Here is a 23,318-nt window from a genome sequence, read left to right as displayed (position 1 = left end):
AACCAAAACCTACCAAATTATGGCTAAAACTATCATAATTTCAAATAGACTCCCTGTACAATTGCAAATCGAAAATGGCGATATCACAGCCACCCCTAGTGTGGGCGGGTTGGCTACGGGAATGAAATCTGTACATTCTGGAAGCGATAGCCTTTGGATAGGATGGAGCGGTTTAACGAAGGAGGATATCCCCAAGGAACTGGAACCTAAAATAGATAAAGCGCTGAAGGCCCATGGTTGTTCCAAAGTAAGCCTTACCGAAGCGGAAATAGAAGGTTTTTATTTTGGTTTTAGCAACCGCACCGTGTGGCCCTTATTCCATTATTTTTTGGAGTATTCGGAATTTGAATCGGCCAGTTGGGAAACCTTTAAGGCAGTAAACCAAAAGTTTGCCGATGCCATTTTAAAAAACTCGGAGGACGATGATGTCATCTGGGTCCATGATTACCAATTAATGTTGGTCCCAGAAATGGTCAAGGCCAAGCGCCCCAAAGCGGCTATTGGATTCTTTTTACATATCCCCTTTCCTTCATATGAAATATTTAGGACATTGCCCTGGCGTAAAGAAATTTTGCGTGGTCTATTAGGTGCAGACCTCATCGGTTTCCACACTTATGATTACGAGCGGCATTTTTTAAGTTCGGTAAGGAGGCTTTTAGGCCTAGAGGTAAGCTTCAATGAAATAAATGTCGACGATAGGGTTATCAAAGTCGATTCTTTCCCCATGGGAATCGACTATAAAAAATTTAGTAGTGCCGCCAAGGTTCATCAGAAAAACACCACGGAAAATCAATCGGAATTACAACGCCGACTCAATGTCCACAAAGAATCGACCCCAGATGCCAAACTGATCCTATCTATAGATCGATTGGATTATTCCAAGGGGATCGCGAAACGGCTGAAGGCCTTTGAATATTTCCTGAATAAATTCCCTGAGTACAAGGAAAAAGTACGGCTGATTATCCTTGCCGTGCCTTCTAGATCCAATGTGCCCCAATACCAATTATTAAAAAAGGAAATTGATGAATTGGTAGGAAGGATCAACGGAGAATTTGCTACGGTAAGCTGGACTCCCATTTGGTATTTCTACCGATCCATGCCTTTTGAAAATTTAATAGACCTTTATACTTCCAGTGATATTGCCCTACTAACCCCTATTCGCGACGGCATGAATTTGGTGGCCAAGGAGTACATTGCCACAAGGACCGATAAAACCGGTGTTTTAATTTTGAGTGAAATGGCCGGATCGGCCAATGAGATGAATGAATCCCTACTCATCAACCCGAACAATTTTGATCAGATAGCAGATGCTTTGATCCAAGCCATCAACATGCCCAAAGAAGAGCAAATTGCCAGGAACACTATTTTACAAAAACGTCTAGAACGTTACAATGTGGAGAAATGGGCCAATGATTTTATGAAATCGCTATTAGAGCAAAGAGAAACGACCCATCAATATATTTCGAAAATACTTTCTAAAAAAACGCTGGACGGGGTTATTGAACAATACCATGCTTCTAAAAGGAAACTATTGTTCTTTGATTATGACGGTACCCTTTCTGGCTTTCACGTAGACCCTCAAAAAGCAGGTCCGGATGAACAGTTATATGATCTCTTAGATCAGATCAATGCCCAAGAAAATACAGATGTATATTTAATCAGTGGTCGGGATACCGCCACCTTTAACCGTTGGTTCCTTCATAAAAAATACAATATGATTGCCGAACATGGGGTATGGTTATCCAAAGAAGGTGAAGATTTTACGCTGCTAGAGCAGATAAAAAACGACTGGATGCCCAAAATAAAGCCCATATTGGAATCTTTTGTCGATAGAACCCCAGGCTCGTTCATAGAGGAAAAAAACTTCTCCTTGGCATGGCACTATAGAAATACAGATCCCGACTTTGGCAAGAAAAGGGCCACTGAATTAACGACGGTATTAACTAGCCTTATTGCCAACGATAATTTAACCGTACTTTCTGGGAATAAGGTTTTAGAAATTAAAAGCAGTGGTGTTAACAAAGGTAGGGCGGCCGTAAAAATGCTCGCGGAGAACGATTACGATTTTGTATTTGCCATTGGCGATGACTGGACCGATGAATATATGTTCGAAGAATTACCGGACGATGCCATTACCGTGAAGGTAGGTATGCAAAAGACCCAAGCCAAATACTATGTAGAAAATACCAAAAGGGTACGGGAGTTGTTAAGTCGATTTATAAAATAGGCTTGAATATTAAACCCCATATACTTCCGGTCATTATTTTTTCCCAATTCGCATGTACCTCCATATGGTTTGCCGGGAATGTGGTCGTAGACGATTTAGTGAAGGTGATTGGTGCAAACCATCAATTCACCGGATTAATATTATCGTCCGTACAATTTGGGTTTATTGTGGGTACCTTATTATTTGCTACTCTAATGATTGCCGACAGGTATTCTCCTTCCAAGGTGTTTTTACTTTCGGCAATTTTAGCAGCACTGTGCAACTTGGCCTTACTATCGAACAACCTTACCCAAACGACCTTACTTGCCGCTAGATTTGGTGCGGGGTTCTTTTTGGCAGGGATATATCCGGTCGGGATGAAAATTGCTTCCGATTATTACCGGCATGGTTTGGGAAGGGCCTTAGGTTTTTTAGTAGGTGCTTTAGTTTTAGGGACCGCCTTTCCCCATGCTATTAAAGGCATGGATTGGGGTCGTAATGACACTCTTGTAGTGACCACCACCTCTTTACTGGCGGCCATAGGCGGATGTTTTATGTACTTATTTATCCCCAATGGTCCGTTTAGAAAAAAGAGTACTACTTTTCAGATACAGGCGAGCACCAAGCTCTTTAAAATTCCAGCTTTTAGAAAAGCGGCCTTTGGCTATTTTGGCCATATGTGGGAACTATACGCTTTTTGGGCCTTTATCCCCTTCGCTTTACATACCTACAACTCTTTTAACACCCACCAATTACCAATCTCTATTTGGTCCTTTACCATCATTGCGCTAGGCAGTATTTCCTGCGCTTTGGGAGGTTATTTTTCTTTAAAGGTCGGCAGTAAAAAAGTAGCCATATTTTCTTTATCACTTTCAGGAGTACTTTGCCTGTTATCGCCATTATTTTACTTATTGTCACCTCCCCTGTTTTTATTGCTCCTTTGTATTTGGGGAATGGCCGTTGTTTCAGATTCTCCACAGTTTTCGAGCATGGTTGCCAAATCGGCTCCCGTACATTTAAAAGGTACTGCCCTTACTATTGTCAATTGCATAGGATTTAGCATTAGTATCATAAGCATACAACTTCTTTCTTTTATAGCCCCAAAAACTGATCCTAGTTATCTCTTTTTACTCTTAGCCATAGGCCCTATCATAGGGGTTTGGAATTTATTGCAGAAAACTTCTTAACACTTTATTAAGATTCAATACGTATGGATAAATGTAAATTACCCCAATTTTTAAAAACCATGAATATGCGCCTTACCTGGTTGCTACTATTATTTTCTACGGCCCTTAGTGCTCAGACCGACCAACGCATGTATGATATAATTGCGACTGTTTCGGCAGAGCGCATTGAAAAGGACGTTGCGACATTGGCTAATTTTGGAACTCGACATACCCTAAGCGATACTTTGTCTGCTACCAGGGGTATTGGTGCAGCCAGACGATGGATAAAGGCCGAGTTTCAAAACATATCGGAAGGATGTAAGGGCTGCCTAGAGGTAACTTACCAAAAAGATTTGGTGAAAAAGGGTGAAAACGGGCGTATTACCAAAGATGTGTGGGTAGTAAATGTTGTGGCCATCCAAAGAGGAACCAAATACCCAGACCGCTATATTATTATGAGCGGGGATATAGACTCTAGGGTAAGCGATCCTACTAATTATACTTCCGATGCCCCAGGGGCCAATGACAATGCCAGTGGTATGGCAGGCACTTTAGAAGCGGCGAGGGTACTCTCTAAATACACCTTCGAAAGCAGTATTGTTTATCTAGGGCTTTCGGGCGAAGAACAAGGGCTTTTTGGCGGACAAGGCATGGCAAACATGGCCAAGGAAAAGAACTGGGACATTATTGGTGTTTTCAATAATGATATGATCGGAAATATTAAGGGTGTCGATGGTATCATCAGCAATACAGATTTTAGGATTTTTTCAGAGCCCGTACCTCCTACAGAAACAGAGAAACAAAGAAATATGCGCCGTTTTTACGGTGGCGAGGTCGATGGTATTTCGAGGCAATTGGCACGCTATGTTCATAAAAATGTACGTCTTTACATGCCCGAAATGAATCCTATGTTGATCTACAGGCTAGACCGTTTTGGCCGTGGTGGGCACCACAGGCCTTTTAATGACGCTGGTTATGCCGGCATCAGGATCATGGAGGCCCATGAAAATTATACACAACAGCACCAAGATATCCGGACAGAAAATGGCATTTCCTATGGGGATGTCTTGGAGCATGTAAATTTTGAGTATGCAAAAAAGTTAACGGCCGTAAATGCCATTAATTTAGCCTCCCTCGCTTGGGCTCCCCCAGCGCCGGAAAAAGTATGGATCGGGGGTATGGTCGCTCCATCGGCAAAACTAAAATGGACCCAAGTAGCCGGGGCCAAGGGTTATAAAATTTACTGGAGAGATACCACCTCCCCTACCTAGGATTACAGCAGGTATGTAGAAAATGTAACCGAGTTTACCCTGCAAGGAATTGTGATCGATAATTATCTCTTCGGAATAGCGGCCGTAGGAGAAGACGGTTCTGAAAGCGTTGTAGTATTCCCTAATGAAACCATGAGATAAAAACCAGCATAAAAAAAGAACCATAGCAGTAACTCTAATAATTCAATATTACCACTTAACAAACTATGAGAATTTTATTTATTTTATTTTTGGGCATCACCCTTAATACCCATGCCCAAACACCTCAATTTACTGAACAAGACTCTCTTCGTGGGAGTATTACTCCGGAACGGGAGTGGTGGGACCTGAACTACTATCACTTGAAGGTAAAGGTCGATCCCAAGAAAAAAAGCATCTCTGGTTCTAATACCATTCGTTATAAGGTCTTGGAGGAAAACCAACTCCTTCAAATAGATTTACAGCCCCCTTTAAAAATAAAAAAAATAACCCAAGACGGTAAATCCCTTTCTTTTACCTCTAAAGGGAACGCTCATTTTGTCACCTTAAAGAAAAAACAGCTTCAAGGAGCTTTTAATGAGTTGGTCGTTCGTTATTCCGGGATTCCCAGGGAGGCGGTAAAAGCACCATGGGACGGTGGGTTTTCTTGGAAAAAGGACAGCAACGGCCAGCCGTTCGTTGCCACCTCTTGTCAAGGTTTGGGTGCCAGTGTATGGTGGCCCAGCAAAGACCATATGTACGACGAGGTCGATAGCATGGCCATAAGCATTACCGTTCCTAAGGGATTGATGGATGTTTCTAATGGCAGACTGCGAAAAGTAGAAGAAAGAAGGAAAACCAACACCTACCACTGGTTTGTGAGCAACCCCATCAATAATTATGGCGTTAATGCCAATATTGCCAACTATGTACATTTTGGAGAAACATATATGGGAGAAAAGGGTGCATTGGATATGGACTATTATGTGCTTCCCGAAAACTTGGAAAAGGCAAAACGACAATTTAAAGATGCCACCAGAATGATGGAAGCTTTTGAGCATTGGTTTGGTCCCTACCCCTTCTATGAAGATGGTTTTAAGCTGGTAGAGGTCCCCTATTTAGGCATGGAACACCAAAGCTCGGTCACCTATGGCAACGAATATAAAAATGGCTATTTGGGAAGAGATCTATCGGGTACCGGCTGGGGGTTAAAATTTGATTTTATCATCATTCACGAATCTGGGCACGAATGGTTTGCGAACAATATCACCAATAAGGATACCGCGGATATGTGGATCCATGAAAGCTTTACCTCCTATTCCGAGAATTTATTTTTAGACTATTTCTACGGAAAAGAGGCTGCTGCCGATTATGTTATCGGTACCAGAAAAAATATAGACAATAGCACTCCCATGATAGCGCCTTACAATGTTAACCAAACAGGTGGCGATATCTATTACAAAGGGGCCAATGTGCTGCATACCCTACGACAGCTTTTGGAGGACGATGAAAAATGGCGATCCATCTTACGCGGACTCAACCAAGAGTTTTACCATCAGACCGTTACTACCCAACAGATAGAGAACTACATAAGTATTCATAGCGGTATAGACCTTACCGAGTTTTTTGAACAATACCTCCGTACCACTAAAATACCTTTATTAGAGTATACAATAAATGGCAATTCTCTCCAATACCGATATACCGATATCGTGGACGGATTTGATATGCCGGTAAAGGTATCGGTAGGAGAAACACAACAATGGATTTTTCCTTCTTCTCATTGGAAAACCGAATCCTTCGATGCTGAGATAAAAGATTTTAAAGTTGACAGAAACTTTTATATCTATTCTAAAAATAGCCAATAGATTTATAACATAGAACAGGGATAACAAAAAATGTTCTAAACACCTATTCCACCACCTTAAAAATGGAGGAATAGGTGTTTTTAAATGGCCAATCCCCGATAAATTATTAGCTTAGTAGCAACAACAATAAAATGAACATGGAAATAAACCTTGCAGTATTAATTGATGGTGATAATATTCCATCGGCCTATGTAAAAGAAATGATGGAAGAGATCGCCAAATATGGAAACCCTACCATCAAAAGAATTTACGGGGATTGGACCAATCCTAAACTCTCCAAATGGAAAAACCTTTTGTTAGAAAACGCCATCACCCCCATACAACAGTACGCTTATACCACTGGTAAAAATGCCACCGATTCGGCCATGATCATCGATGCCATGGACATTCTATACTCTAATAAGGTAAACGGTTTTTGCATTGTGTCCAGCGACAGTGATTTTACACGTTTGGCCACTAGGTTACGCGAAGCCGGAATGCATGTGATTGGCATCGGGGAAAAGAAAACACCGAGCCCTTTTATTGTCGCTTGTGATAAATTTATATATATCGAAATTTTAAAGGACCTATCGGAGGAAAGTTCATCTGAGTCCTCGGACAGCCGTTCTCGTAAGAAAACCAGTGTAGATAAGATCACCACCAAACAGATAAAACTGATTGCCTCTACCATATCGGCTTTGGCCGATGACGATGGTTGGGCCTTTTTAGGAGACGTTGGAAGTCTTTTACAAAAAAAACAGCCCAATTTTGATTCCAGAAATTATGGCTTTCAAAAGCTTACCCCGCTGATCAAGTCTATCAAAAATTTTGAGATCGACCAAAGGGAAGGTTCTAAAGGAAGGTCCAAATTAATATACGTACGAAACAGGTAAGTTTTTATTAATCCAAATTTTCATTCCGACACAAATCCTATATAGGATTGTTTGTCAGCTATATACCTTATCTTTATTTATGCATTTGTTACCCTTTAAAAGCTAAAAAAGATATTATGAATATTCAAAAAGTAACTTTTAAAAACCAGGAAGATAAAAACCTAAGTGGGCGCTTGGCCTTGCCCGTAGATAGACGTCCGCATAACTTTGTAATTTTTGCCCATTGTTTTACCTGTGGTAAAAACCTCAGTGCTCTTAAAAACATGAGCAATGCCTTAACCGCGAAAGGATTTGGTGTTTTGCGATTCGATTTCACGGGTTTAGGCGAAAGTGATGGCGAATTTTCGAATACCAATATTTCTGCCAATGTTTCTGATTTAATAGCGGCCGCAAAATTTTTGGAAGAGCACCATAGCGCTCCATCGCTACTCATAGGACATTCTTTTGGTGGGGCTGCCATTATTTTTGCGGCCGAGAAAATACCTTCGGTACATGCCGTAGCAACCATAGCTTCTCCGGCCTCCCTTGACCATATTACACATCTTTTTAAAAATGACCTTGCAAACATAGAACAGGACGGTCTTGCCGAAGTACATATTGGCGGGCGTAATTTTACCATAAAAAAACAGTTTTTGGACGATATTGCCACAAAATCCCTAAAACCGACCTTAAAAAATCTTCGCAAACCTATTCTTATCCTACACTCGCCTCAAGACCAGATTGTAGGGATCCATAATGCCGAAGAACTTTATGTTAACGCATTTCATCCAAAAAGCTTTATTTCCTTAGACGGGGCAGACCATTTACTTTCTAAAAAAGAAGATTCTATGTATGCTGGGAGTCTTATTGCCAGTTGGGCCAAAAGGTATCTACAAGCCGCCGAGAAGGACCTGTTGCAAACTGAGGAAGATGTTGTGGCCAGCTTAGATGACGAGGACAACTTTACCACCCAAATGAAAGTTGGCAGTCATTATATGACCGCCGATGAACCCATCGATTTTGGCGGAAACAATTATGGCCCTTCCCCCTATGAATTGATTTCTGCGGGATTGTCGGCCTGTACTGCTATGACCCTTCAAATGTACGCCAAAAGAAAAAATTGGCCGCTCAAGAATGTGAAAGTACATACCTCTTACGGGAAAATACATGCAGAAGACTGTGCTAATTGTGAAACTGAAAATTCCAAAATAGACACTTTTACGCGTCAAATAAAAATTAATGGGCAACTAGATGAAAAACAAATTGGCCGTTTGCTAGAAATAGCCGACAAATGTCCCGTTCACAAAACCCTTCACAATGAAGCTACTATCCTTACAAATCGTATAGATTAGGAAAGCCCCCACTGATTATGAGGCTAAAATCAATTCGACTTAGTTTTGATATCGTTTTAAATTATACGTAACTTTAACTATTAATTTAAAATTTAAGAACTGATGAAAAAAATAAAGGTATTGTCTTTAGGGATTATTTTAATAGCTTCCTTTAGTTGTAAGGAGGTAAAAAAAGAATCCAAAGAGGCTATGGAAGAAATTGAAGCTACGGCAAAGGAAATAACCGAAAAGATTGAGGTTAAGACCATTAAATTTTCCATGGAGCCTAAAAGCGATAGTAATGTTACCGGAGATGTTAGCTTTACCGAGGAAAATGGAACGGTTACCATGAAGGCAACATTAACAGGATTGACACCTGGGGAACATGCCATTCACTTACATGAAAAGGCAGATTGTTCTTCTGCAGATGGTAAATCTACCGGAGGTCACTGGAACCCTACTTTTGCCAATCATGGAAAATGGGGAGCAGAAGAAGGATATCACAGAGGCGATATTGGCAATTTTACTGCTGATGCCGATGGAAATGGAACCGTAGAATTCTCAACGGATGAATGGTGTATAGGATGTGATGACGATACAAAAAACATTCTTGGAAAAGCAGTTATCGTTCACCAAGGAGTCGATGATTTTGTTACCCAACCTACCGGTGATGCTGGCGGAAGGGTTTCTTGTACTGGGATTATAGAATAATCACAACTACTTTTACAACATAAAAAAAGGCCGTCTAACTATTTTTAGACGGCTTTTTTTAATCTAAAGCACCCATTTCACAGCGCTTCTTGATAAAATAAACCCAATGGCATGGAGCAAAAAGTATCCGGGATCCATTACTACCCCCTTATTTTTTTTGATACGGTAGCAATAGCGTTCCTTCATTGGCACCCTATACAATTGCTACACTTTAGTGCGTTAGGGATCGCAGCGGCATCCCCGCAGCAAGGCAAGGGATACAGCGGAGAGCCCTCCCGACGAAGGAGGGAACGCCCAAATTAATAGACACCACCAAAAAACCAGCTGTTTAACACCTGACCATCTCACCGGTTAAAATTTCTTTTTTACAAGACCTTGTTTTCCTATGCTTATTGCCCATAGAATATTTAGGACTAAAAAAACCACTAAGTTGAAGGCCTTTTTCTATCTTTAAGAAAAATAAGCTGAATGGAGTTAGACCTATTGGTAGTGCAATTTCAAAAAAAAGACACGGCTGCTTTTGAAAAACTTTACGGCATGTATTCCGAAAATATATGCGGTATTATAAATACGATTGTAAGGAACGATACTTTGGCCGAAGAGATTTGCCAAGACGTTTTTATAAAAATATGGAACAACGCGGAGAGTTATAACGCAAGCAAAGGCCGGTTTTTTACCTGGATCCTGAATATTGCTCGGAATGCGGCTATCGATGAAATTCGCAGTAAGTCTTATAAAAACAACAAACAGAACCTTTCCTCGGATTTCTTCGTAGGTATTTTAGATAACAAAGCCGATACCATTACTGAAAAAGAAGACCACGCGGGCTTTAGACGCCTATTGGTAAATTTAAAGGACAAATGTGTACAAATCATAGAACTACTATACTTTAAAGGGTTTACCCAAAAAGAAGTAGCTGAAGAATTAGATATTCCCTTGGGAACGGTAAAAACCAGAAATCGGAATTGCATTTCCCAAATAAGGAATAATATGGCATTATAATATGGATATAAAAGAATACATATCATCTGGTATTTTGGAACTGTATGTTGCAGGCACCCTTTCGGAGATCGAGAATTTAGAAGTGTACCTGAACGCAGAAAAATATCCTGAAATTAAAAAAGAAATAGAGGCCATTGAAGCTTCTATTTTGTCCCTTTCAAAATCTGTTTCACCGGGAGTAAAAGGGTTTGAAGCTATTAAGGTAAAAATCAACGGCAAAAACGCCGGTGCACCACCTTTAAAACAAATAAATTGGGGGGCTTATTTTGGATGGGCCGCATCGCTCATTTTTATGGCGGGACTTATGTGGGTGTTTCAAGAAAACCGCCAGCTAAAATCTGATATTGACCAAGCGGCAAAAGAAAAAGTGAGCTTGGAAGAACAGATCGCGGAATCGGAAACCTCTTTGGAAAAAACCAAGATCCTTTTGGAGACCATACGGGATAAAAATATTACGGTGGTGGCCATGGGAGGTCAGATCGTAGCTCCCAATGCCTATGCCAAAGCATATTGGAACAAAAAGGAGCAACAAGTTTATATAGATGCCCAAGGATTGCCAGAACCCCCAGAGGGCATGGTATACCAGGTATGGTCTTTAAAGTTAGATCCATTGACCCCAACGAGTATGGGGCTTTTATCGGATTTTACCATGGATAACAACAGGGTATTTGCCTTGGCCAATCCTAACGATTCCGAAGCCTTTGGGATAACCTTAGAACCTGCGGGAGGTAGCGAATCACCCAACTTGGACCAATTGTATGCCCTAGGCGTGGCAGTTTCCTAAACGCTGAAGCAGTACTCTTTTTATAAAATTTGCCTCCAATTCTACTGTTTTGGAGGTTTTTTGGGCCATATATTCTTTGCAAAATTATTTGGAATAGTCTTAACATTCCAGCTGCCTAATATTGTTGTTTCAAATTGCTACATTTGGGTAGTTTAAAAAAAAGACCTACCATGACGAGCGAAAAAAAGGATTTATTACTAGATGCTATTTATAAAGGGCTGAACCAGCCGACCATTGATTGGCAACAAATTCTATCCGATATTATTTCTTATTTTGATTGTACCACGGGAACCATTCATTTTATGGACCCAGCTACTTCCTTACTACAGTTGCAGGCACATAAGGGCATTCCTGAGTTTTTGATCCCTAAGCTATCTCAAATCCCAATTGGCAAAGGGATGGCCGGTATTGCTGCCGAGCGTTTAAAGCCCGTAGAAATGTGCAACCTACAAACCGATGATTCGGGAGTGGCCCGCCCAGCGGCAAAAGACACTAAGGTTGAAGGCTCCATAGCGATCCCCATGCTTTTAGAAGGCCGTTTATTTGGCACTTTAGGAGTGGCAAAGCCAGTACCGTACGACTTTAAAGAAGAAGAGGTAAATACGCTTTTAAAGATTGGTGCGGAGATGAGCAAGTTTGTAATATTGCCATAAAGGACAGGCTCCTCCCCCGTTTAAAAGAAGATTAGTTACCTTTACCTAAAAACATTGCTATGCTAGGGTTAAAATTAGAAACAGATCCACGATGGGTAAATATTGTGGAATCTAATATTGAAGAAATACTGACCGATCATGCTTGGTGCGAACAAAAAGCAGCTACCAATGCCATTTCTATTATTACCTTAAACTCTGAACATACAGAATTGGTCACGGACCTTTTGACATTGGCCCAAGAGGAGTTACAGCATTTTGAAATGGTCCATGAAATCATCAAGAAACGTGGCTATACCCTAGGGCGAGAGCGCAAGGACAGCTACGTAAATGAATTGTATAAGTTTATGATCAAAGGCGGTAGCCGTCAGCAATCCTTAGTAGATAGATTGTTGTTCTCGGCCATGATAGAAGCCCGTAGCTGTGAGCGTTTTAAGCTTTTATCAAATCAGATAAAAGACCCAGAACTAGCTACTTTTTATCGCGATCTGATGATCAGTGAAGCCGGACATTACACCACCTTTATAGGCTTTGCCAGAAAATATGGAGAAGGTATCGATGTTAATAAGCGATGGGAAGAATTAATACAATTTGAAGGAGAAGTCATTAAAAACTACGGGAAGTCGGAAACTATACACGGCTAATCGCTCTTGTAACAAACTCCCTTTTTCCTTAATCCCCAAAGCGTTTTAAGCCTAAAATATAATTACAGTAATGTGGTCCAATGGACTTTAAAATAGCATCCGTTTCTAAATCACGGACCACTAAAAAACTTTCCCAATACAATTATGGACAACACTAAAAAAACGATACGAACCGGTATATTGTCTTTTGGCATGTCTGGAAAAGTATTCCATGCTCCTTTTTTAAAGGAACACCAAGGATTTGCCCTAGAAGCCGTAGTAGAAAGAACCGAAAAAAAGGCCCACCATAGCTACCCTGAGATAAAAAGTCACGACACCGTAGATGCCCTTATCGCCGATCCCAATATAGAGCTGGTGGTTGTAAACACCCCCAATGCCTCCCACTTTGAATTTGCGCTAAAGGCGTTACAAGCAGGCAAGCATGTTTTGGTCGAAAAGCCTATTACGGTAACTTCCGATCAGGCAAAAAAACTGTATGCAGCAGCAAAACGCCATAACGTACATATATTTCCTTATCAGAACCGCAGGTTCGACAGTGATTTTTTATCCATACAAAAGGTATTGGATTCCGGAAAATTAGGACGCTTGGTAGAGGTACATATGCGTTATGACCGCTATCGCCACCATATTAGTCCAAAAGCACACAAAGAAACACCGGTACCTGGCAGCGGTTTGCTCAACGATTTAGGGCCGCATGTGCTAGATGCCGTACTCTCTCTTTTTGGCAACCCGATCAGCTGGACGAAAAACTTGGGGCAATTTAGACCCAATACGCAAGTAGACGATTATGCCCATATTCATCTCTTGTACCCTAATGACGTACAGGTATTTTTAACCATGAGTATGTTGGTGGTAGAAGAGCAACCTGCCTTTATTCTCAACGGAACCAAAGGCTCTTATTTAAAACATCGTACCAATATACAAGAAGTGCAGCTTTCGGAAGGCATGAGTCCTGGCGATCCTTTATTTGGTATGGAAGACCCTAGTAAATTCGGGATCTTAACCACCATTGACGAAGAAGGTAAAAGAACACGGGAAACAATCCCTTCAGACAAATCTACCTATCTTAATTTATTCGAATATGTTTATCAGACTATAAGAAATGGCAAGCCCTACCCAGTAACCGAGGAACAGGTAATTAAACAATTGGAAATATTAGAATCTTAATAATAGGGAGGCGTTGATGACCATTGTCAGCCTCAAAATTATTATTCCGGGCCTGGCCCGTAATTTAAAAAAGGCTGTCTACAACCAATGTAGGCAGCCTTTTTATTATTGAAACCAATTCCCTGGTTATTCCTAAAGCAGTCATAGATTGGCTGAAGAAATAATAAAAATCCCCTTCTGTCTTTTATTCACAATTCTTTGCGCTAATATCCATACAAGTATTACACAAAATCCGTTATTTGCATCCTTAAAAGCAAGGCTAAAAAACTAATTGTAGCGAATTTTAAATGTCACAAAGCAAGAAACTGAAAGAAATAGCGTGGCTATTTTTCAAATTGGGCAGTATTTCATTCGGAGGTCCGGCCGCACATATTGCCATATTGGAGGACGAAGTTGTCCATAAAAGAAAATGGATGAGCCGGGAGCACTTTTTAGACCTTATAGGGGCCACGAATATTATCCCGGGTCCCAATTCTACCGAAATGACCATGCATTGCGGTCATGAAAGGGCCGGATGGAAAGGCCTGGTTGTGGCGGGGATTAGTTTTATTGCCCCCGCTATGTTCATCACCGGTATTTTCGCATGGTTGTATAAAGAGTATGGCCAACTCCCCGCAATAACGCCATTTATATACGGTATTAAACCCGCGGTTATCGCCATCATCCTCATGGCTGCATACCGACTTGGACAAAAGGCCATTAAAAACACCACCTTGGCTATTTTAGGAATCCTTACCCTTATCCTATGTGTTATGGGCGTCAGTGAAATTATCGCCCTCTTTGCTTGTGGTTTTATGGGAGTCTTCATTTATCTAATTGGCCAAAGAAAATCTACCTTATCATCTTTCGCCCCCTTACTGCTTTTTCAATTGGGTTCGGCCCTTAAGATAGGGAGTCTTAAAATATTCCTGACCTTTTTAAAAATCGGAGCCATTCTTTATGGCAGTGGCTATGTTTTATTTGCCTTTTTAGATGCCGAACTGGTAGGCAAGGGCTTGCTCAGCAGACAGGCATTGATCGATGCGGTCGCCGTTGGCCAGTTTACTCCCGGTCCTATATTAACAACGGCTACTTTTATCGGTTGGCAAATGGATGGTCCCTTAGGAGCCATCGCGGCTACAGTGGGAATTTTTCTCCCGTCCTTTTTATTTGTTTTGATCCTTAATCCATTGATTCCCAAAATGAGGAATTCTAAAATAATAGGAGCCTTTTTAGATGCTGTAAATATTGCGGCAGTAGCGGTAATCGCCGCCGTCTGTATTAGCATGGGAAAAGAAACCCTTACCGATTGGCGCATGATTTTCATTGCCGTTTTAAGTATGGTCACCGTATTTATTTTTAAAAAAATGAACAGTGGTTTTATAGTTCTTGGTGGCGCTGTTTTAGGGTATTTACTATCCCTTATATAAGGCGCTGCTCGGTAGACTGTCTTGCACTAGCCTTATCGTACTAATTTGGGCGTTCCCTCCTTCGTCGGGCGGGCTCTTCGCTGTATCCCTTGCCCTGCTGCGGGGATGCCGCTGCGATCCCTAACGCGTAAAAAACAAGCTTAGGATATTACTATTGCTCATTAAAAAAGCACCATGACCAATACCGGTAATAGTGCCTACCTAAAAAAACTACTCTCCTATTCATGGCGCTGTCAAAAAATAGGTTTGGGAATTCATTAAAGCCTATTTACTTTTTGTTCCATAGAGGGTCCCAATTCATACACTGCTCCCAGGAGTTCTTCTTTTAATCCCTTAGCCTTATCAAATTCTCCCATAGTATTGTAAATGGTAGCTGCCGCAAATAAGGTTGCCGGTTCAAATGTTTTCCCTACTATATATTCTTCTACCAGCTGTAATGCCTTTTCATGTTCCCCGAGCTTAAAATAACTATATGCCAACAATCCATAAGCTTCGGGAGTGGGCCTATTGGCCACTTCAATTTTGGCCATATCCAGGGCCTTGTCATACTGGGCAGTTTCCTCTAAATACAGCCTAATATTCATAGCATTGTACATTGGTCCGTAGGCCGCATTGTTTACTGCCAAGAAATAATGATCCATATTTTCCATTTGTTCAGACTCCTTTCCCATATATGCCGCTATTTCGGCTTTTAACAAATCATATTCTGGGGATTTATTATTTTCGGCTACGGAATTTACGATCCTCAAGGCTTCCATAGGATTTCTCTCATGGGAAAAAATAATCCAAGCAATCCCTTTTTTAGCATAGGCATTGGTAGGATCTATATGCAAGGATTTTAAATACAATTGGTAAGATTCCTTAATGCGCCCTGCATGACCGTAATAATCGGCTAAATTGGTATATGCCCATAGCATTAAGGCAGTATCCTTTGAGCTTTCTACCTTTTTGGTAGCCTTTTCCATAAAAAGTATGGCCGTATTTAAATCGCCCAAATGGTCGTTCCATTTGGCTAGGCGGATTAAATAACCAAAATCGGACATATCTTTTATATTATTAAGAAAGCCTTCGGCCAATTGGTAATTCCCTAGTTCCATATGTATATCGAAAAGGAGTTTTTCAGATTCCGCTACCCCACTCCCCATAGCCAGTGCTTGCTGGGCCAGTACTAAGGCTTCTTTAAACCGATGTTGGGAAATGTAGTTTCTTGCCAAGGACCTTTGATAATCCGATTTTCCTATGGCGGCAATTTCTACCGCTTTCTTAAGGGCATATTCGGCCTTTTTCAGTTGTTGTATATCGCCTGTATTCTGAAAATACCTACTGTATTCTCCCGCAACGATGCCAAAACTCAATAGTTGCATACTGTCGGGTTTTATCTTGTTGTTCCACAGTTCAAAATATTTGGAGGTGTTTTTAGCTTCCTTACTTAATAAGAAAGCCTCGTAATCTTGTACTTGGGTAATTTGACCTGGTTTCTCACTTGAACAGGACATAATAACCAGGACCGGTATTAAAAGAAGATAATTTTTCATGAGGGTATTTTTAGGATTTTTAAAACGTTGCACTGAGCTCCAATGATTACATAATATCGGGGAGATCTGCCGTAAAAGGTAAATAAGGGAGCAGTTTTAAAAGTCTCCCTTATTCTTATTTTAATACAAAGCCTATTTCGGACTTCCTAAATACGGAAAATTAGCACTAATAGTGGCGGTTAAGCTAACCCCATCGGAGGTTAGCCTTGGCAAATCGGCTATCCCATCATCATCTAAATCCTGACCACTAAAGCGGTCTCCTTCCATACCTCCGAACAGTAGTATTAAGGATACATCTATCACATCGTCGGTTAGTGCTCTTCCTGTTAAAGCTACCTCATCGCCATCGGGGACCAAGATCCTTCCGTCCATATCTAGATCGGTACCGGGGTTAAAATAGGTAGTCGGTAAATTAGGGGCCACCTCTAATACATCTGCCGCCAAATATCCGGTCAATTGCGCTGCTGTCAAATTCAGTATATTATTCTCATAATTCACCTCTGCCGGATCGGCTCCCAACAAGTTGGCATACACATCGTGGTACTGCTCTAACCTGGCTTCATAGCCTAGTTGAAAAGTAGTGGCCATTTCGGAAGGGATGGTTCTGTTCTGTGCGTCCTTAACACTTGCTTCTCCTTCCATATCAAAGCCCAATACAGTATTTATTCCGGGTCTCCCCATATGGTCTACTTGGGAATAACTACCAGAGAAATCCGTAGTGGTAGTACAAGGCTCACAAGCCCCTCCACAATCTACCCCTGTCTCGGAACCGTTCATAATTCCGTCATAACAGGCGGCCATCGCCATAGGGTCCCTGGCACCGTCATCGTTATTACAAGAGGAGAAATAGATAAGGCCTACTACGGCCATTACAGCATATTTTATATTATATAGTTTCATGATTTTATATTTTAAGTTATTAGGTGTTTATTGTTTTTTATTGGTGGTTACCCAAGTTTTATACACAGACAAACCTAGGGCATTGCTTGCAGTAGTTGTTCCCAATAAGGAGTTTGGAAGTTCTATAACGATAGACATGGTATTGGCACCAGCGAAGGTATTTTCTGCCTCGTCCGCGGTTTTGAATCCTTCTGCTGCCATTCCCCCGATAACTGCATTGAACTGAAAGAAATCGAAGAAAAAGGGATCTTGCCGTGGTCCTGCAAAAAGAGTTGCTCCGCTGGCCGTAGTTTCCTTAACGGCCGTTTCACCAGAAATGGCAACGCTTCCTAAAGGTGCATCAACCAATACCTCACTGTCCAAGCCTGTTTTGGCGGGTGTTACCGGACCAAAAAAGTACATTCTGCCGTTTCTAGGGATAGCTTGTATGACCAAGTCTTCGATCAGATCGCCATCAGTATCGATGTTTATTTCGGTCAATACCTCTTCATCGAAGGTGCCATACGCTAATTCTGGAAGTACACTCGACTGAAGGTCTACCACAAAAACCGTATTATCAGAACCTTCTGTAGGTTCAAATCCATAAAAATCGGCAATGTCTGCCGTAGTACCCTTAGAGGAAGGCGCGTCTATATGGTCGGCGGCAACCATGATTAGCCCTAGCATCGCCAGAAAAGCAAGTCCAAATAATAATGTTGTTTTTTTCATGATCAAGATATTTTAGGTTTAAAATCATCCTTACCTACGGAGCTTTAATTTTCAGGGTTTGGTTTTAATTGTTAATATTTTGTTAACACCAAGAAAATACCTTTTTCCAAAATCTCCGCTAAAGGACCACCAAGTCATATTTTTTGTTTTATTTTGACCCACTAAATATGATACCTATGAATCCTTCTGCCTCTGGTTGGATCGCTAAGTTTGGCTTTCTGATAAAGGATCAGGGAGCGTATTTCACCTCCTTTGAGGATTTATATACCCAATTAAGGGACGCTGGTTTTGTTTACGGCATTAATCTAAAAGCACCTGCCTTTATAGAAAGTGAACACCCACTGTCTGAAGATGAAAAAGCTAAATTAAATCTTCTAACAGCCCTTTATTACACTTACAGTTTTAAGACCCAAGAACATGATTTTTCATTGTTTTTAGAACATATTTTTAAGTTCTATCAGGATTTGGATGTCAACAAAACATCCTTCTTGAATAAGATTTTAACGGGAAAAAAAACTTCTGACCAATTAGAAAAACTATTAGATTCTAGAATCTATTTAGAAGACAGCTTTATTAGCAAAACCTTTAACAGCAGCATTACCAATTCTTTACTTTTTATAGATGTACTGGCCTTTAAAAGGTATTTGGAAGGTGCGCCTGCTATCAAGGAAATAGCGCAAGGTTTAGAGCATATCACTATCAATATTACCTATCACACCTTACATTCTAAGGAGAAGAATAGGAACGATGAAAAGCTCGCACAACTTTTTGCGGCCTCCCTTACTTTTATAGATAGCAACCATAAAAATTTTGACGGTTCTTATCGCCATCAGTTGTCACAAAGGTTCTCGGTTTATGAAAACCAATATTTTTTAGATGTGGCATGTCTGACGGTGTGGGAAGACCATTCCTTGGATTATAGGGAATCCGAGTTTATTTTTGGAATCGGAAAAGATTTAGGATTTGCCCCTTCAAACATGGCAAAATCGCTATACGAGGTAAGCTTGTTTTTTGATGTAAACATCAATAAAATACCTCATTTAAAAGACCATAATATGGCGGTACAGTTTTATGACAGCATGTCTAGAATTGTGAATAAACTTATTTTAAGAAACAGCAAGCGATTGCTCAAGGAACTATCGGAAAGCAAAGAACTGCTAGCCTTATTATCAAAATCGACGGTAAAGGAATTAACACCGGAGGAGCGTAAAAAAGTACAAATCCAGCTCTTGGATATTTTTAAAAGCATTCCTTCCCTAGCTATTTTCATTCTCCCGGGCGGAGCTGTATTGCTACCTATTTTTATAAAATTGATTCCCAAATTGCTTCCTTCGGCCTTTGATGAAAACCGAGTGGAATAAACTGAGTTCACTAGCCCAGCCATAGTTTAAAATCTTTTACGCGCTCTCGGCTCACAATTATTTCCTGACCGTTATAGTTCTTGAGTTTAATTTTTAACCTAGAATTAGTGTATGCTATGATGTCTTTTATGAACTTGATATTGATATAGAATTTTCTGCTTACCCTAAAAAACATTTCTGGCTGCAGCTCGTTTTCCAGATTTTCAAGGCTTAGGTCCATCAAGTAGTTCCTACCTTCCATGGTAGCCATATAGGTCCCTTTATTTTCACTGTAAAAACATTCAATCTCATCGGCATTGACAATTTTCATATGCTTCCCAACATTTACGGTAAAGCGCTTCTTATATTCTCGTTCCAATGGATTGACCAACATTTTTTTAATATCCTCAAAATCTATGGTCATGGATTGCCTTTTGGGATAGAGAAACTGAAACTTTTTAACCGCAGCCTCCAATTCTTCCTCGTCTATGGGTTTTAGCAAGTAATCTATACTATTGAGCTTAAATGCCTGAAGAGCGTACTCGTCATAAGCTGTCGTAAAAATAATGGAACTTTGAATATCGATGGCCTCGAAAATCTCAAAAGAGAGTCCGTCCGAAAGCTGAATATCCAGGAATATTAAATCCGGGTGTTCGTTTTTATGAAACCAAAGGATAGCTTCTTCTACTGAATGTAACATGGTAGAGACCCTTAGGTTTAATTTTTGCAACAAACGGTCCAGTCTTCTGGCAGCTGGCTTTTCGTCTTCAATGATTATTACGTTCATTTTTTTATGGCTGGTTGTTTAGTATCGACTTATTTAAGGTTCTATTATATTTTAATAAACGGGCTTTCTATATTGTTTTTGGCATAAGACTTATGGTTTCTTTTTATTTTCCAAGGCTTCTTGGTCCATATATTTTTGGATTTGCCGTTCTTCCCATTGTTTTATACACTGGGGCTTTCTCCCAAAGACTATCATACCGTGTAACAAGACACCTATACCCCAACCTACCAGGCTTAAGCCTATATTCCATTGTATCCATCGTTCAAAGTGTTCATCGCCTTGCAACCATCCTTCTTTATACGCTCCCAAATACCATCCTATTGCCAATAGACCAAGGTTAATGAGAATATATACCCAAAGATGGCTATAAAACCCTCTTATATTGGCCACCTGCTTTTTGGCCTTTTCCAATCGCTCCGAGCGATATGAATATTTTTCCATTATCGGTATTTATCAAAATCCTTTTGTTCCTCATCCATATATTTTTTTATCTGCCGCTCCTCCCAGTCCTTACTAAAAAACGGATTTAGATCGAAGGTTTTTAGCCCGTGGAAGAAGATTCCAATCCCCCAAAACAACCATAGGGCAAAGGTGCCAAAGTCCCACAAAGCTTCTCCTATTGTTTCGCCACCATTTAAGTTTCTAACAATCTTATTTACAGAAACAAAAGAGTTCACCAAGATATAGGCCGTTAAGTGAATGTAAAACCCTTTTAATGCCTCTATGCGTTTCTTGGCTCTTTTTCGTTTTTCAATATCGGTTTCCATTGTGTTCTCTTTCATAATCTAAGCTTGTTTTATTCCCATCTATGGTTTTTATCGTCGCCTTCCATAAACTCTTTTATCTTGCGTTCTTCCCAATTTTTACCAAAGAATAAATTGCCACGATACACCTTAATGGCTTGGAATACCACCCCTATGCCCCATCCAAAGGCCGCCCACAGAAACCAGGGGTAGCTCCACTCGTTGGTCCAGTAATTAATAAAGGCCAAAAATGAAATAAATAGTACGTACATACTCAGATTGGAATAAAATTTCCTGATCTCTTCTACCCTGGCCTTCGCCCGGAGGTATTTATTTTCTTTCTCTGTATTTTCCATTTTAATTATTCTTTTAACTACTCTGCTAATTTCCAAAGACCTGGGTTAATCTCTAAAAAAGAACTACCGAACTGTCAAGTATGCGGGTTGGATTGTTACTACCTATTATTTTTGGCCTTACCCTATTTAAATTTTCCTTTTTCAATACTTGTTTGTACATGCCATAGCCAAAAAATCAAATGCCATACAAAACTCCTAAAAGGACAGTATTAGCAATGACCATCCCTGTTATGAACCTTTTTTGTAAAATACGTATGTCTAAAAATTCTTATCTTCCATATATTCCCTCATTTTACGTTCTTCCCAACGTTTCCCCAAGACGGGATTATACCCATACACTTCCATTCCGTGCATTAGTAGACCGAACCCCCATCCCAGGGCCGGAAAAATCACCCATGGAAAACTTGTGGTACTATAATTAAGGACTGCCATTAAAGGAATTACGATACAATATGCCAGTGCATTACCATAGAATCCTTTTAAGGCCTCTACCCGGGCCTTGGCCTTTTGGTACCGCTTGTCTTCTATAAAATCTTCCTGTGATTTTATGAGGGTCAATTGTTTTGTCAGCATGGGAAGCCGTACACTAAAATCGGTCTCTGTTTTTTGAATAACAACCTTCCTGTCCGATAATATTTGATACCGTTGCATAATGTTCCTTAGACCGACGCCACTACTTTTTTTAACGACTTGTTTTACTTGAAGATTATTGCTCACACAAAGCATCCCTTTTTCTTCATATACCTTTATATGTAACGGCTTTTTGGCAGTAACTACATTGTGTTTTACCGCATTTTCTAACAAAAGCTGTAAGGACAAGGGAACTATCTTGGCTTCTGGATTAGTGCTTTTCTCTAAAACCTCAAAAACAATACTCTCCTCAAAACGCATTTTCATTAAGTTAACAAAGGTTTTAGCAAAGGCCAATTCTTCATCTACGGTGACCAGGTCTTTATTCTTTTGCTCTAATACATAGCGGTATACCTTAGATAAGGAAGCTGTAAATTTCTGTGCCTTGTCCGGGCTTTCTTCTATTAAACTAGTAAGCACATTTAAGCTATTAAATAAAAAATGAGGATCTAACTGGTTCTTAAGGGCATCGAACTGTGCCGATGCCGTCCCTGCGATAATTTTCTGTTCCTTGACCTTGTTATCCTGTAGCGCCCTATAAAAATGAAAAGCATGTAAAAATAAGGAGACCACAATAGCGATTAACAAGGCTATTAAATACGAAAATAACTGCTCATTCTCTAAAAAGCCCCTAAAGGTTTTACCATAATACCCTAAGGATACGGCTATCCTGACAAAAGCAAAAGCGATTAAGGTAAGTCCGATGGCCCCCAAGGCCCCAATCCACAATCTTTTTTGAGGGTGAAACTCCCAACTGTACTTCTTGGAAATATAGGCGTAGAAATATACATTTACTGCGGTAAGTGCCAAAGAATATACAAAACATAGAATACCATATTCTAGCTGTTCCTTCCACACTATTTCTTGCTGCCAATAGATAATCCTTGGTACTAGAATAAGAACTATGGCAATATATACACTGATTTTAAATATTTTAAACAATTTGGTCATAGTACAAAACACTAATTACTCTACTCGCTCTTAGATGAAACACTGCTTTCTGGCTTAAAGTTAGCAAAAACTAAAATAGCTAGAGGAGTATGCTCATAACAGGAAATCCCCCTCTGACAGGTATAAAATAGACAATCTAAAGACCGTACCTCTTCTAAGTTTGTAAAATTTTGGGGAGAACATTCGAATTTTTCCTCGATATCGATTCCGGAGGTATTTTTTAATTGACCCGCCGAAAGTTGTTCTACGAGCATTGCAATGACGATTAGTATTATTTTTTGCATAACAGTTTTCTTTGTTTACGAACAGCACAAATCTGAAACAAACAAGAAGCTTTTGGAAAAAAGAAT

At 40.2% G+C, this 23,318-nt stretch carries 21 protein-coding genes and 1 pseudogene; 14 read left to right on the top strand and 8 right to left on the bottom strand.

The features are described 5' to 3' along the window. Positions 1-19: 19 nt before the first annotated feature. From HCG49_RS11645 to chrA, 13 genes and pseudogenes are all read left to right on the top strand, one after another. Positions 20-2,227, top strand: a complete 2,208-nt coding sequence (locus tag HCG49_RS11645) for a bifunctional alpha,alpha-trehalose-phosphate synthase (UDP-forming)/trehalose-phosphatase (protein WP_168469713.1) — start codon at positions 20-22, stop codon at positions 2,225-2,227. A 2-nt stretch (positions 2,228-2,229) separates the two neighbouring features. Beyond that, positions 2,230-3,393, top strand: coding sequence for an MFS transporter (locus HCG49_RS11640; RefSeq protein WP_168469712.1), 1,164 nt, complete (start codon positions 2,230-2,232; stop codon positions 3,391-3,393). Between the two features lie 59 nt (positions 3,394-3,452). Further along, positions 3,453-4,784 (top strand): annotated as a pseudogene (locus HCG49_RS11635) (M28 family metallopeptidase). 65 nt (positions 4,785-4,849) lie between these two features. After that, on the top strand, positions 4,850-6,469 hold the full coding sequence (locus HCG49_RS11630; RefSeq protein ID WP_168469711.1) for a M1 family metallopeptidase: 1,620 nt from the start codon (positions 4,850-4,852) through the stop codon (positions 6,467-6,469). A 137-nt stretch (positions 6,470-6,606) separates the two neighbouring features. After that, positions 6,607-7,341, top strand: a complete 735-nt coding sequence (locus HCG49_RS11625) for an NYN domain-containing protein (RefSeq protein ID WP_168469710.1) — start codon at positions 6,607-6,609, stop codon at positions 7,339-7,341. A 116-nt stretch (positions 7,342-7,457) separates the two neighbouring features. Continuing rightward, entirely contained in the window at positions 7,458-8,672 is a 1,215-nt protein-coding gene (locus tag HCG49_RS11620) for a bifunctional alpha/beta hydrolase/OsmC family protein (protein WP_168469709.1), read from the top strand. Between the two features lie 102 nt (positions 8,673-8,774). Beyond that, on the top strand, positions 8,775-9,362 hold the full coding sequence (locus HCG49_RS11615) for a superoxide dismutase family protein (RefSeq protein ID WP_168469708.1): 588 nt from the start codon (positions 8,775-8,777) through the stop codon (positions 9,360-9,362). 468 nt (positions 9,363-9,830) lie between these two features. Continuing rightward, entirely contained in the window at positions 9,831-10,364 is a 534-nt protein-coding gene (locus HCG49_RS11610; protein WP_168469707.1) for an RNA polymerase sigma factor, read from the top strand. Between the two features lies 1 nt (position 10,365). Continuing rightward, entirely contained in the window at positions 10,366-11,148 is a 783-nt protein-coding gene (locus HCG49_RS11605; RefSeq protein WP_168469706.1) for an anti-sigma factor domain-containing protein, read from the top strand. A 170-nt stretch (positions 11,149-11,318) separates the two neighbouring features. Further along, positions 11,319-11,801 (top strand): GAF domain-containing protein, encoded by a 483-nt coding sequence (locus tag HCG49_RS11600; protein ID WP_168469705.1) that lies wholly within the window; start codon positions 11,319-11,321, stop codon positions 11,799-11,801. Positions 11,802-11,860: 59 nt separating this feature from the next. Next, positions 11,861-12,442, top strand: a complete 582-nt coding sequence (locus tag HCG49_RS11595; RefSeq protein ID WP_168469704.1) for a tRNA-(ms[2]io[6]A)-hydroxylase — start codon at positions 11,861-11,863, stop codon at positions 12,440-12,442. Between the two features lie 144 nt (positions 12,443-12,586). After that, on the top strand, positions 12,587-13,609 hold the full coding sequence (locus tag HCG49_RS11590) for a Gfo/Idh/MocA family oxidoreductase (RefSeq protein WP_168469703.1): 1,023 nt from the start codon (positions 12,587-12,589) through the stop codon (positions 13,607-13,609). A 287-nt stretch (positions 13,610-13,896) separates the two neighbouring features. Then, a complete protein-coding gene (gene chrA, locus HCG49_RS11585) occupies positions 13,897-15,018 on the top strand; it encodes a chromate efflux transporter (RefSeq protein WP_168469702.1) in 1,122 nt (373 codons plus the stop codon). 257 nt (positions 15,019-15,275) lie between these two features. On the opposite strand, the gene HCG49_RS11580 is transcribed toward chrA, so the two are convergent. From HCG49_RS11580 to HCG49_RS11570, 3 genes are all read right to left on the bottom strand, one after another. Beyond that, positions 15,276-16,553 (bottom strand): tetratricopeptide repeat protein, encoded by a 1,278-nt coding sequence (locus HCG49_RS11580; RefSeq protein WP_168469701.1) that lies wholly within the window; start codon positions 16,551-16,553, stop codon positions 15,276-15,278. A 132-nt stretch (positions 16,554-16,685) separates the two neighbouring features. After that, positions 16,686-17,453: a DUF4331 family protein gene (locus HCG49_RS11575; RefSeq protein WP_168469700.1), complete on the bottom strand. Its 768-nt coding sequence runs from the start codon at positions 17,451-17,453 to the stop codon at positions 16,686-16,688. Positions 17,454-17,480: 27 nt separating this feature from the next. After that, on the bottom strand, positions 17,481-18,161 hold the full coding sequence (locus tag HCG49_RS11570) for a DUF4331 family protein (RefSeq protein WP_168469699.1): 681 nt from the start codon (positions 18,159-18,161) through the stop codon (positions 17,481-17,483). Between the two features lie 176 nt (positions 18,162-18,337). On the opposite strand from HCG49_RS11570, the gene HCG49_RS11565 reads away from it, so the two are divergent. Beyond that, a complete protein-coding gene (locus tag HCG49_RS11565) occupies positions 18,338-19,522 on the top strand; it encodes an LETM1-related biofilm-associated protein (RefSeq protein WP_168469698.1) in 1,185 nt (394 codons plus the stop codon). A gap of 10 nt (positions 19,523-19,532) precedes the next feature. On the opposite strand, the gene HCG49_RS11560 is transcribed toward HCG49_RS11565, so the two are convergent. From HCG49_RS11560 to HCG49_RS11540, 5 genes are all read right to left on the bottom strand, one after another. Continuing rightward, positions 19,533-20,288, bottom strand: a complete 756-nt coding sequence (locus tag HCG49_RS11560) for a LytR/AlgR family response regulator transcription factor (protein ID WP_168469697.1) — start codon at positions 20,286-20,288, stop codon at positions 19,533-19,535. 90 nt (positions 20,289-20,378) lie between these two features. Continuing rightward, complete coding sequence (locus tag HCG49_RS11555) at positions 20,379-20,729, bottom strand: 2TM domain-containing protein (protein ID WP_168469696.1); 351 nt, start codon at positions 20,727-20,729, stop codon at positions 20,379-20,381. Next, the gene (locus HCG49_RS11550) at positions 20,729-21,070 is read right to left on the bottom strand and encodes a 2TM domain-containing protein (RefSeq protein ID WP_168469695.1); all 342 of its coding nucleotides are present in this window, start codon (positions 21,068-21,070) and stop codon (positions 20,729-20,731) included. Before HCG49_RS11550 ends, HCG49_RS11555 begins: the two co-directional genes overlap by 1 nt. 14 nt (positions 21,071-21,084) lie before the next feature. Further along, positions 21,085-21,387: a 2TM domain-containing protein gene (locus HCG49_RS11545; RefSeq protein ID WP_168469694.1), complete on the bottom strand. Its 303-nt coding sequence runs from the start codon at positions 21,385-21,387 to the stop codon at positions 21,085-21,087. 258 nt (positions 21,388-21,645) lie between these two features. Continuing rightward, positions 21,646-22,968 carry a 2TM domain-containing protein gene (locus HCG49_RS11540; RefSeq protein WP_168469693.1) on the bottom strand — a complete coding sequence of 441 codons (1,323 nt, stop codon included), beginning with the start codon at positions 22,966-22,968 and terminating at the stop codon, positions 21,646-21,648. Positions 22,969-23,318 lie beyond the last annotated feature (350 nt).

The sequence above is a fragment of the Arenibacter sp. 6A1 genome, assembly GCF_012272855.1.
Taxonomy (GTDB): Bacteria; Bacteroidota; Bacteroidia; order Flavobacteriales; family Flavobacteriaceae; genus Arenibacter.
The sequence above is the reverse complement of the archived record's forward strand: the minus strand, read 5'-3'. Positions and strand labels throughout refer to the sequence as shown.